Source organism: Luteimonas sp. J29 (genome assembly GCF_000472505.1).
Lineage (GTDB): Bacteria > Pseudomonadota > Gammaproteobacteria > Xanthomonadales > Xanthomonadaceae > Luteimonas.
Genome location: NZ_AWZR01000004.1, coordinates 384,125 through 394,850 on the forward strand (window position 1 = coordinate 384,125; position 10,726 = coordinate 394,850).

Consider the following 10,726-nt stretch of genomic DNA (forward strand, 5'->3'; position numbering starts at 1 on the left):
CGCGCGGCCCGTCAGCCGATGCGCACGCGCGGGCCGTCGCCGGCGGCGACGACCTCGCCGATGCGCCAGTGCGCCAGCCCGAGCCGCGCGAGTTCGCCGCCGAGCGCGGCCACCGCATCGCGGTCGACCAGCAGCACGAAGCCGATGCCGCAGTTGAAGGTGCGCCACATCTCCTGCGGCGCGACGTTGCCCTCGCGCTGCAGCCAGTCGAACACCGGCGGCAGCGGCCACGCGCCGGCATCGATGTCCAGGCCCAGGCCGTCGGGGACGACCCGGATGATGTTTTCGGTCAGTCCGCCGCCGGTGACGTGGGCCATGCCGTGGATCGACGGGCCGTGCGCACCGCGCAGCAGTTCCAGCACCGGCTTCACGTACAGCCGGGTCGGGGCCATCAGCGCGTCGGCCAGCGGCACGCCGCCGACGTCGAGCGACGCCGGCCGGCCGGCGCGGTCGTAGATGCGGCGGACCAGCGAATAGCCGTTGGAGTGCGGGCCGCTGGAGGCGATGCCGACCAGCACGTCGCCGGCGCGCACGGTCGACCCGTCGCGCAGCTCGGACTTCTCCACCGCGGCCACGCAGAAGCCGGCCAGGTCGTACTCGCCCGGCGGGTACATGTCGGGCATCTCGGCGGTCTCGCCGCCGATCAGCGCGCATCCGGACAGCTCGCAGCCCTTGGCGATCCCGCCGACCACCGCGACGGTGGTCTCGACGTCGAGCTTGCCGGTGGCGAAGTAGTCGAGGAAGAACAGCGGCTCGGCGCCCTGCACCAGCACGTCGTTCACGCACATCGCCACCAGGTCGATGCCGATGGTGTCGTGGCGGCCGAGCTGCTGGGCCAGCTTGAGCTTGGTGCCCACGCCGTCGGTGCCCGAGACCAGGACCGGCTCGCGGTACTTGCCGGACAGGTCGAACAGGGCGCCGAACCCGCCCAGGCCGCCCATCACCTCCGGGCGCATGCTGCGCGCGACCAGCGGCTTGATGCGCTCGACGACTTCATTGCCCGCGTCGATGTCGACGCCGGCGTCGCGGTAGGTCAGGCCGGTGGGGCCGGGAGGCGGGGTGGTCACGGGTGTTCACGAGGGGCCGGGCGGCCCGCGATTCTAGCAGCCGCGGCCGCGCGGCGGCCCCGGACCGGCATGCGCGGCAGGGCTTTGTGGCACCATTCGGGCTCCGTTCGTGGCTGCACAGGGACACCGGATGCGCGGGTTCGTACGAGGGATGCCAGGCTTGGCCTGGGCACTGGCGCTGCTGCTGGTGGCCATGCCCGCGCTCGCCCAGCGGGTCGAGGGCGACCGCGCCGCCGCCGAGGGAATCTACGAGGCCGAGGTGCCGGTGCGCAGCCAGTCCGAGGAAGAGCGCCAGGCCGGCTTCGCGCGCGCCCTCGCCCAGGTCTTCGCCAAGCGCTCGGGCGAACGCTCGGTGGTCGATCGCCCGGGCGTGGTCCAGGAGCTGCGCCGCGCCGCCGACCATGTCGAAGGCTTCGACTACCGCCAGGACGAAGGGGTCAGCGCCAGCGGCACGCCCACCTTCCGCACCACCCTCGTGGTGCGCTTCAAGCCCGAATCGGTGGACGCGCTGGCCGATGCGCTGGGCCTGCCGGAATGGCCGCAGCCGCGGCCCAAGCCGGTGGTGTGGCTGGCGATCGACGACGGCAACGGTCCGCGCCTGGTCGGCCTGCAGCACAACACCGTGGCCCGGCCGCTGCTGCAGCGTGCGATCGAGCGCGGCTTCCGCCTCGGCCTGCCCTCGGGCAGCGCCGCCGAACAGGCCGCCGCGGCCGCGATCTGGCGCGGCGACACCGCCGCGATCGCGCGCCTGTCGGCGCGTTACAGCCCGCCGATGCAGCTGGTCGGCAAGCTCTACCGCCAGGAGGGCGGCTGGAAGGCCGACTGGATCTTCGTCGACAACGGCCGGGTGCTCTCGCGATGGTCGGAGACCGGCGCCGACGCCCGCCGCGCGCTGGCCACCGGCGCCGACGGCGCGGCCGACGCCCTTGCCCGGCGCTATGCCAAGGCGACCGCGCCGCCCGACCCGGTGACCCAGGCGGTCGTGTTCACGGGCGTGCGCAGCAGCCAGGACTACCTGCGCCTGGCCGCGGCGCTGCAGCGCATGTCGGTGGTGCGCGCGATCCGGCCGCAGCGCGCGGCCGGGGACCGGCTCGAGGCCGAACTGGACCTGCTCACCGGCATGGAGGGCTTCCGTCGCATGCTCGACGGGGCGGTGCTGCTGGAAGTCGAGGGCGCCGACGCGCTCGCGCGGCCGGTGTTCCACCTGCGCTGAGGCGAAGGAGACGCCGTGTCGATGGACCGGGAACCGGTGGACGCCAGCGCCGACATCGCACGCTTCCTGCGCAGGCTGCAGTGGGGGCTGGTGGCGCTGGCGGCGCTGTGGCTGGTGGCGCTGCTCGGGCCGATCCTGACCCCGTTCGTGCTCGCCGCCCTGCTGGGCTGGCTGGGCGACCCGCTGGTCGACCGGCTCGAGCGCGCCGGCCGGTCGCGGCCGGTCGCGGTGACCCTCGTGTTCGTGCTGATGCTGATGCTGGTGGTGCTGGTGGTGCTGATCCTGGTGCCGATGGTCGAGCGCCAGGTGGTCACCCTGGTCGAGGCGCTGCCGCAGTACCGGGCCTGGTTCATGGAGACCGCGTTGCCGTGGGTGGAGCAGCGCACCGGGATCGAGATCACCACCTGGCTCGATCCGCAGCGCCTGTTCGAGCTGGTGCGCACCCACTGGGCGCAGGCGGGCGGCCTGGCCACCACCCTGTTCGGCTACCTGTCCAGTTCCGGCTTCGCGTTCCTCGCCTGGATCGCCAACATCGTGCTGCTGCCGATCCTGACCTTCTACTTCCTGCGCGACTGGGACCTGCTCGTCGAGCGCGTCGAGGTGATGATCCCGCGCGACCACCTGGCCACGGTGTCGCGGCTGGCGAAGGAGTCGGACGAAGTGCTGGGCGCGTTCCTTCGCGGCCAGTTCATCGTGATGGTGGCGCTCGGCGCGATCTACGCGATCGGGCTGACCCTCGTGGGGCTCAAGCTCGGGCTGCTGATCGGCATGGTCGCGGGCCTGATCAGCTTCGTGCCCTACCTCGGCGCGGCGACCGGGATCGTGCTGGCGGTGCTCGCCGCGCTGGTGCAGGCGCAGGGCTTCGACCTGAAGCTGCTGGTGCTGGTGGGCGTGGTGTTCACCGTCGGCCAGCTGATCGAGAGCTACATCCTCACCCCGCGCATCGTCGGCGACCGCATCGGCCTGCATCCGGTGGCGGTGATCTTCGCGATCATGGCCGGCGGCCAGCTGTTCGGCTTCGTCGGCATGCTGATCGCGCTGCCGGTGGCGGCGGTGGGGAACGTGCTGCTGCGCTTCGCCCGCGAGCGCTACACCCAGAGCCGGCTGTACGCGGGCGAGGGCCCGAGGATCGTGGTCGGCGTGCAGGCCCAGGCCGTTCCGGTCGCATCCGCATCCGCGGACGACGGCGGCGCGGCCGGCAACGGCAACGGCAACGGCAACGACGGCGCCTGATCCGATGGCGGCACGGCCCCCGACGCCGCAGCTGCCGCTGGCGCTGCGCTATCCGCCCGACCAGCGACTGGAGACGTTCGCCGGCGCCCCCGCGCTGGCAGCCCAGCTCAGGCAGTTCGCGGCCGGCGACGCCGGCACCCGCACCCTGCTGCTGGTCGGCCCGCCGGGCAGCGGCAAGACCCATCTCGCCCTGGCCGCCTGCGCCGAGGCCGAGGGCGCGGGACTGCGCGCGGCCTACCTGCCGCTGGCGTCCGCGCCCGGCCGCCTGCGCGAGGCGGTGGAGGCGCTGCAGGCCTTCGACCTGGTGGCGCTCGACGGCCTCGACGCGGTGGCCGGCGACGCGGGCGACGAACTGGCGCTGTTCGACTTCCACAACCGCATGCACGACGCCGGCCGGCGCCTGCTGTACACCGCACGCGTCGCGCCGGCCGCGCTCGGACTGCGGCTGCCCGACCTGCGCTCGCGGCTGGGCCAGTGCACGCGCGCGCTGCTCGAACCGCTCGACGACGACGGCCGCCGCGACCTGCTGCGGCTGCGCGCGCGGCGCCGCGGACTGCAGGTGGACGAGGCCGCGATCGAATGGCTGCTGCGCCGCGCCGGGCGCGACACCGCGTCGCTGACCCGCCTGTTCGAGCAGCTCGACCTCGCCGCGCTGGCCGCGCAGCGCCGGCTCACCGTGCCGTTCCTGCGCAGCGTGCTGGGCGCCGGCGACTGACCGTCCCGGCCGCGCGCCGGCTCAGGGGCAGGCCGCGTCGACCACGTTCCAGACCACCGGCTCCCAGTAACGGTTGGCGCGGATCGCGGCGATGTCCGGCAGGGTCGTGGTCAGGCGCGCCCCGACGTGGACCGCCTTGCCCGGTGGGACCTCCACCACCAGGACCTTGTAGGCGTGCGAGGTGCGCCGCGCCAGCTGGCGTTCGCGCTCGGACTGGGCGAGCGAGCCGAAGTGGTGGTCGTCGATGCGCTCGCGCACCAGCAGCACGTGCCGGCCGGCATCGACCCGGTGCCGCGGCGGGGACGACAGCACCGGGGTGCCGATCCCGTCGATGCTGACGATCTCGGCGCGGTGGATGGCGCGGGTGTTGCGCGGCACCGCGCCGTCGATCGCGACGTAGCCGCAGCCGGTAGGCCGGCTCGCGGCCGGCGGCGGGTCGGCGGCCGGGACGTCGATCGGCAGGGTCAAGTCGTCGCGCCGCACGACGACCTCGCGGAGGCCGCCCGGTGCGTCCAGCGCCTCGCGCAACGCGGTGCCCGGGGCGGCGGCATCGAGCATGTCGCGGCCGTTGACCGAGACCAGCACGTCGCCGGGGCGCAGGCCGATGCGTTCGGCGACGCTGCCCGGTGTGACCGCCAGCACCGTCGCGCCGTCCACGCCGGCGCGACGGGTGTCGAGGATGATGCCGAACTCGCGGTTGATCGCCTGGGCCATCGCCGGCACCAGCAGGGGCGCCCACGACGCCGTGGCCGCGCAGGCCAGGGTGCAGGACGCGGCGAACGCGAATGCGAGCGCGGCGCGCGCGACGCGGGCACGGATCATGGTGGGCTCCTTCGCCTGGCCGGACCGGATGGCGCGGCGACGACCAGCAGTTCCGCGCGCGCGCGCCACAGCGCGTCGATCTCGTCGTCGCTGGCGCCGTGGTCGTAGGCCGCCTGCAGGGCGAGGTCGATCGCCTGTACCTGCCCCTGGCGGCGCGATGCGTCGGCGGGATCCATCGACCCCGGCGCGGGTCCCGCGCCGGCCGTCGGCGGATCGCCGCCCGGTTCGGGCCGCAGCACCAGCCACGGGACGAGCGCGGCCAGCGCCAGCGCGGCCATGCCGGCCGCCAGCCGGCGCACGCGCCGGCGATGGGCGGCGCGGACGCGGGCTTCGAGCGCCGCGCCCGGGGACGGGGCCGCCAGCGCATCGAGCCGGCGGCGCAGTCGTTCCTCGATGTTCATGGGGCCTCTCCTCCATCGAGTGCCTGCCTGAGCCTGGCGACCGCACGCGAGGCGATCGATTTCGACCAGCTCGCGGTCCGGCCGAAGCGTTCGCCGATCTCGGCATGGGACCAGCCTTCGACCAGGTTCAGCCACAGCACGGTACGCGCCAGCGGGGGCAGCCGTCGCAGCAGGCCTTCGAATTCGCTCGCCTGCTCGGGCGCCGCGCCCGCCGGGTCCTCGAGCTGGTCCGGCAGCGCGTCGTTCCGCCCTGCCTCGCGCCGCAGGCGGTCGACCGCGAGGTTCGTCGCCACGCGCCGGAGCCAGGGCCGCAGCGGCGTGTCGGCGCGCAGCCCGTTGAGGAAGCGCGACATGCGCAGGAAGGTGTCCTGGGTGATGTCGTCGGCCGCGGCGCGGTTGCCGGTCATGCGCCACGCCAGGGCATGGACGGCGTCGACATGGGCGCGGTACAGGCGCGCGAACGCCTCGCCGTCGCCCCAGCGGGCGCGCCGGACCAGCGCATGTTCGTCCTCGGTGGAGAGCGGGGCGTCGTTCGCCATGGCAGCCAGTACGCGCGACGCGGCCGGAGCGTCGCAGCGTCAGCCGGCGGTGGGCGACAGCTCCGCGTCGAGCTTCGCCAGCCGTTCGGGGGTGCCCACGTCGGTCCACGCGCCAGGATGGCGTTCCCCGGTGACGGCGCCGCGGGCCATGGCCGCGCGCAGCAGCGGGGCGAGCCGGAAGCGCGGCGGGGTCCGGTCGGCGCCGGGCGCGTCGCCGACGACCCCGCGCCAGCCGTCGAGCAGGCGCGGCCGGTACACGCCGATGCCGGCGAAGGTAAGTCGCGGGGCTTCGCCGTCGCCGCTGGCGACGCGGCCGTCGGCGCCCAGGACGAAGTCGCCGCGCGGGTTGTGGGGGGGATTGTCGACCAGCACCAGGTGCGCGTCGCCGGCGGGCTCGCGCGGCAGGCGGGCGAAGTCGAAGTCGGTCCAGATGTCGCCGTTGATCGCGATGAACGGGGCGTCGCCCAGCAGCGGCAGCGCGTGCAGCATGCCGCCACCGGTCTCCAGCGGCACCGCCCCCTCGTGCGACCAGGTGATGCGCAGGCCGAACGCGCCGCCGTCGCCGAGCGCTTCCGGGAACCGCTCGGCCAGCCACGCGATGTTGACCACCACCTCGTCCACGCCGGTCGCCGCCAGGCGCTCCAGGTGCCAGGCGATGAGCGGCTTGCCGCCGGCTCGCAGCAGCGGCTTGGGCGTGGTGTCGGTGAGCGGGCGCATGCGCTCGCCCAGGCCGGCGGCGAAGACCAGCGCCTTCATCGCCCGGACGCGCGCTCAGGCATGGATGGCCACCGGTTCCAGCGCCGCCAGCGCCGGCCGCACGCGCCCTTCGATCAGTGCCGCCAGCGGCGCCAGCGACGGGTGGCGGGGCAGCACCGCGTCGAGATAGGCGACGAAGCGTGACGCGTCGGCGACGTATTTCGGCTTGTCGTCGCGGTGCTTCAGGCGGGCGAAGATGCCCAGCACCTTGAGGTGGCGCTGCACGCCGATCAGGTCGAGGTCGCGGCGGAAGTCCTCCAGCGGCGGCACCGGCAGGCCCGCTTCGGAGGCCAGGGCGTGGTAGCGGGCATGCCAGCCGGCCACGCGCGCTTCCGGCCAGCTCAGGAACGCGTCCTTGAACAGGCAGGCCGGGTCGTAGCCGATCGGGCCCAGCACCGCGTCCTGGAAGTCGAGCACGGCGACGTCGTCGCCGCAGGGCATCAGGTTGCGCGGCATGTAGTCGCGGTGCACCAGCACCCGCGGCTGGGCCAGCGCCGCGTCCACCAGCACTCGGTACACGCCGTGCAGCTGTTCGCGTTCGCCGTCGTCGAGCGCGATGCCCAGGTGCACGCCGAGGAACCATTCGTCGAACAGGCGAAGTTCGCGCAGCAGCAGGTCCGCGTCGTAGGCGGGGAAGCCGTCGGGAACGGCGATCGACTGCAGCTGGACCAGGCGCCGCATCGCGAGATCGAACAGCGCGTCCGCGCTGGTGTCGTCGAGGACGTGCAGCAAGGTCTGGCGGCCGAGGTCCTCCAGCAGCAGGAACCCCTGCTCGGCGTCGCGCGCGAGCACCGCCGGCACGCGCAGTCCGCCGGCCTCCAGCAGGTCGCGGATCTCCAGCCACGGACGCACGTCCATGAGGCCGGGCGGCGCGTCCATCAGCACCAGGCTGGGTTCGCGTCCGGTGGTGCGCCAGTAGCTGCGGAAATCGGCGTCGAACGAGGCGCGCTCGAGTCCGGTGTCCGGCTCGGCGAGCGTGCTACGTATCCACTCAATGCGCTGCCGGTCGCGCTCGCTGGAAGGGGTGTCGATCGGGGCCATGGGTTCTCCGGCCGGCGGCGGCCGGCAGGCAAAGGGTAAACTGCCGCGCATTTCCGGGCGAGAGAGAGCATGAAGGTGCAGCCGGTGTTGTTGTCGGGCGGGTCCGGGACGCGGCTGTGGCCGCTCTCGCGCGAGGCCTATCCCAAGCAGTTCCTGCCCCTGGCCGGCGAGCACACGATGCTGCAGGACACGTGGCTGCGGGTGGCGCCGCTGGCCGCGTCCGCGCCGATCGTGGTCGCCAACGAGGAGCACCGCTTCCTCGCCGGCGAACAGCTGCGGCTGGTCGGCGTGGAGCACGCGGACATCGTGCTCGAGCCGGTGGGCCGCAACACCGCCCCGGCGATCGCCGCCGCGGCGCTGCAGGCCACCGCCGGCGGCGACGATCCGGTGCTGCTGGTGCTGCCGTCCGACCACGTGGTGCGCGACGCCGACGGCTTCCGCGCCGCGGTCGCGCAGGCGTTGCCCGCGGCCGAGGCCGGCGCGCTGGTCACCTTCGGCGTCGTGCCGTCCGCGCCGGAGACCGGCTTCGGCTACATCCAGGCCGGGCCGGGCGAGGGCGTGCGCCCGGTGCTGCGCTTCGTCGAGAAGCCGGACGCGGCCACCGCGCGTTCCTACCTCGACGCCGGCGGCTACTACTGGAACAGCGGCATGTTCCTGTTCCGTGCCTCGCGCTACCTGGCCGAGCTCGAACGCTTCCGTCCCGACATCCTGGCCGCGGTGCGCGCCGCGTTCGGCGCCGCCAGGCGCGACGGCGACTTCATCCGCCTCGACCGCGAGGCCTTCGCCGCCGGTCCCTCCGATTCGATCGACTACGCGGTGATGGAGAAGACCGGCGACGCGCGCGTGCTGCCGGTGGACATCGGCTGGAACGACGTCGGCTCGTGGTCGGCGCTGTGGGAGGTCAGCGAGCAGGACGAACACGGCAACGCCCGCCACGGCGACGTGATCGCGGTCGATTCGCGCAACAGCTACGCCTACGCGCGGCGCCTGGTCGCCCTGGTCGGCGTGGACGACCTGGTCGTGGTCGAGACCGACGACGCGGTGCTGGTCGCGCACAAGGACAAGGTGCAGCAGGTCAAGGACGTGGTGGCGAAGCTCAAGTCGGACGCACGCAGCCACGCGGTCCTGCACCGCGAGGTGCACCGGCCATGGGGCAGCTACGATTCGATCGACCAGGACGAGGGCTTCCAGGTCAAGCGGATCAAGGTCAAGCCGGGCGCGCGGTTGTCGCTGCAGTCGCACAAGTTCCGCGCCGAGCACTGGATCGTGGTCCGCGGCACCGCGCGCGTGACCCGCGACAACGACGTGTTCGAGCTCTACGCCAACCAGTCGACCTACATCCCGCTGGGCGCCAGGCACCGGCTGGAGAACCCGGGGACCGAGACGCTCGAGCTGATCGAAGTGCAGTCGGGCAGTTACCTGGGCGAGGACGACATCGTCCGCTACGAGGACGTGTACGGGCGGTCGTAGCGGCGCTGCGGACGACGGTGCGCCGCGGGGCGGCGCAGGCGTGGTGCCCGTACCGGCGGCGGGTCGCGGCTGAAGCCGCTCCTACGGTGCCCGGATCATGGCAGGAGCGGCTTCCGCGACCGGGCGCTGCGCGCTCAGCGCTGTCCCGGATACACCCGGTACTTCAGCAGCCGCACGCCGACCGCGTCGCCGATGGCCGGGGTCGCCACGCCCGGCGCGGCGACCAGGTCGACCTCGAGCCTGCGCGACTGGCCCGGGAGTTCGAGCTCCACGGTGATGCGCCCGGCCTGGCGCGCGAGCGCGGCCACGCGCGCCTGCAGTCCGTCGCCCGGCGCCACGAACGCCGCGTCGTGCGGGCGCAGGTACAGGCTCGCGGGACCGTCGGCGACCCCGTCGGCCTCGAAGCCCGCCGCCTGGCCGTCGACCACGAACCGGCCGCCCTCGACCCGGCCCTCGACCACGCTGGCGCGGCCGATGAAGTCGAACACGTAGGGCGAGGCCGGCGCGCCGTAGATCTCGTCCGGGGTGCCGGCCTGCTCGATCCGGCCCTCGCGTAGCACCACCACGCGGTCGGCCAGTTCCAGCGCCTCGTCCTGGTCGTGGGTGACGAATACCGTGGTCTGGCCGGTCTGGTCGTGCAGGCGGCGCAGCCAGCGGCGCAGTTCCACCCGCACCTTGGCGTCGAGCGCGCCGAAGGGCTCGTCGAGCAGCAGCACGGTCGGGTCGATCGCCAGCGCGCGCGCCAGCGCGACGCGCTGCTTCTGCCCGCCCGACAGCTGTTCGGGATAGCGGTCGCCGTAGCCGGGCAGCTGGATCAGCGCCAGCAGTTCCTCGACCCGGCGCCGGATCGTGGCCCTGTCCGGGCGTTTCGCGCGCGGCCGGCTGCGCAGGCCGAAGGCGATGTTCTCGGCCACGGTCATGTGCCGGAACAGCGCGTACTGCTGGAACACGAAACCGACATTGCGCTCGCGCAGGCTGAGCAGGGTGGCGTCGGTGTCGCCGAACAGCACCCGGCCGCCGTCGGCGGGCAGCAGGCCGGCGATCACCCGCAGCAGGGTGGTCTTGCCGGATCCGGAGGGACCGAGCAGGGCGACCAGTTCGCCGGCGGCGATGTGCAGGTCCACGTGGTCGAGCGCCGCCGTGCCGCCGTAGCGCTTGGCGACGCCTTCGATCCGCAGGTCGACGCCGTGGCCGCGCGTGCCCATGGCGCGATCATCGCCGATTCCGCGGCCAGGCGCAGTGGAGGCTTCCGGATCGGCGACGGGGCGGGGGATGTGCACGGCGTGGTCCTGGGTCAACAGCACGTTCGTGGTCTCCGTGGGAGTGGCGCCGGCCGCGGCGTGGGTGGCGCGGCCGGCGTGGCGGGCGGACGGGGGGGAAGCGGCGAGGGACGGGCTCATGCATGCCTCCGGTGCGAGGCGAGGCCGTCGCTGTGGCGGGACTCCAACCGCGCCCGACGTGCGCCAGGC

Annotated in this window: 10 protein-coding genes and 1 pseudogene; 4 read left to right on the forward strand and 7 right to left on the reverse strand. The window is 73.8% G+C overall.

Going from position 1 to position 10,726, the window contains the following annotated elements; genetic code table 11:
• Window positions 1–11: 11 nt before the first annotated feature.
• Window positions 12–1,067 (reverse strand): phosphoribosylformylglycinamidine cyclo-ligase, encoded by a 1,056-nt coding sequence (gene purM / locus LUTJ29_RS0108815; RefSeq protein ID WP_027072204.1) that lies wholly within the window; start codon window positions 1,065–1,067, stop codon window positions 12–14.
• Window positions 1,068–1,260: 193 nt separating this feature from the next.
• On the opposite strand from purM, the gene LUTJ29_RS16845 reads away from it, so the two are divergent.
• Genes LUTJ29_RS16845 through hda form a run of 3 tightly spaced genes read left to right on the forward strand, consistent with a single transcriptional unit; the run spans window position 1,261 to window position 4,228 of the window.
• Entirely contained in the window at window positions 1,261–2,280 is a 1,020-nt protein-coding gene (locus LUTJ29_RS16845; protein ID WP_343122688.1) for a DUF2066 domain-containing protein, read from the forward strand.
• A 21-nt stretch (window positions 2,281–2,301) separates the two neighbouring features.
• Window positions 2,302–3,513 carry an AI-2E family transporter gene (locus LUTJ29_RS16850; RefSeq protein ID WP_051322860.1) on the forward strand — a complete coding sequence of 404 codons (1,212 nt, stop codon included), beginning with the start codon at window positions 2,302–2,304 and terminating at the stop codon, window positions 3,511–3,513.
• A 4-nt stretch (window positions 3,514–3,517) separates the two neighbouring features.
• A complete protein-coding gene (gene hda / locus LUTJ29_RS0108830) occupies window positions 3,518–4,228 on the forward strand; it encodes a DnaA regulatory inactivator Hda (RefSeq protein ID WP_027072205.1) in 711 nt (236 codons plus the stop codon).
• 21 nt (window positions 4,229–4,249) lie between these two features.
• On the opposite strand, the gene LUTJ29_RS0108835 is transcribed toward hda, so the two are convergent.
• Genes LUTJ29_RS0108835 through LUTJ29_RS0108855 form a run of 5 tightly spaced genes read right to left on the reverse strand, consistent with a single transcriptional unit; the run spans window position 4,250 to window position 7,787 of the window.
• Window positions 4,250–5,050 carry a PDZ domain-containing protein gene (locus LUTJ29_RS0108835; protein WP_027072206.1) on the reverse strand — a complete coding sequence of 267 codons (801 nt, stop codon included), beginning with the start codon at window positions 5,048–5,050 and terminating at the stop codon, window positions 4,250–4,252.
• Window positions 5,047–5,451 carry a hypothetical protein gene (locus LUTJ29_RS0108840; protein WP_027072207.1) on the reverse strand — a complete coding sequence of 135 codons (405 nt, stop codon included), beginning with the start codon at window positions 5,449–5,451 and terminating at the stop codon, window positions 5,047–5,049. Before LUTJ29_RS0108840 ends, LUTJ29_RS0108835 begins: the two co-directional genes overlap by 4 nt.
• A complete protein-coding gene (locus LUTJ29_RS16855) occupies window positions 5,448–5,990 on the reverse strand; it encodes a sigma-70 family RNA polymerase sigma factor (protein ID WP_043740903.1) in 543 nt (180 codons plus the stop codon). Before LUTJ29_RS16855 ends, LUTJ29_RS0108840 begins: the two co-directional genes overlap by 4 nt.
• 39 nt (window positions 5,991–6,029) lie before the next feature.
• Window positions 6,030–6,746 carry an N-acetylmuramate alpha-1-phosphate uridylyltransferase MurU gene (murU, locus tag LUTJ29_RS0108850; RefSeq protein ID WP_027072208.1) on the reverse strand — a complete coding sequence of 239 codons (717 nt, stop codon included), beginning with the start codon at window positions 6,744–6,746 and terminating at the stop codon, window positions 6,030–6,032.
• A 15-nt stretch (window positions 6,747–6,761) separates the two neighbouring features.
• The gene (locus tag LUTJ29_RS0108855) at window positions 6,762–7,787 is read right to left on the reverse strand and encodes a phosphotransferase (RefSeq protein ID WP_027072209.1); all 1,026 of its coding nucleotides are present in this window, start codon (window positions 7,785–7,787) and stop codon (window positions 6,762–6,764) included.
• Window positions 7,788–7,856: 69 nt separating this feature from the next.
• Here LUTJ29_RS0108855 and LUTJ29_RS0108860 point away from each other — a divergent pair, with 69 nt between their 5' ends.
• Window positions 7,857–9,257, forward strand: a complete 1,401-nt coding sequence (locus tag LUTJ29_RS0108860) for a mannose-1-phosphate guanylyltransferase/mannose-6-phosphate isomerase (RefSeq protein WP_027072210.1) — start codon at window positions 7,857–7,859, stop codon at window positions 9,255–9,257.
• A 347-nt stretch (window positions 9,258–9,604) separates the two neighbouring features.
• Here the strand turns inward: LUTJ29_RS0108860 and cysA are convergent.
• A pseudogene (gene cysA / locus LUTJ29_RS0108865) lies at window positions 9,605–10,462 on the reverse strand (sulfate ABC transporter ATP-binding protein); the annotation flags it as partial.
• Window positions 10,463–10,726 lie beyond the last annotated feature (264 nt).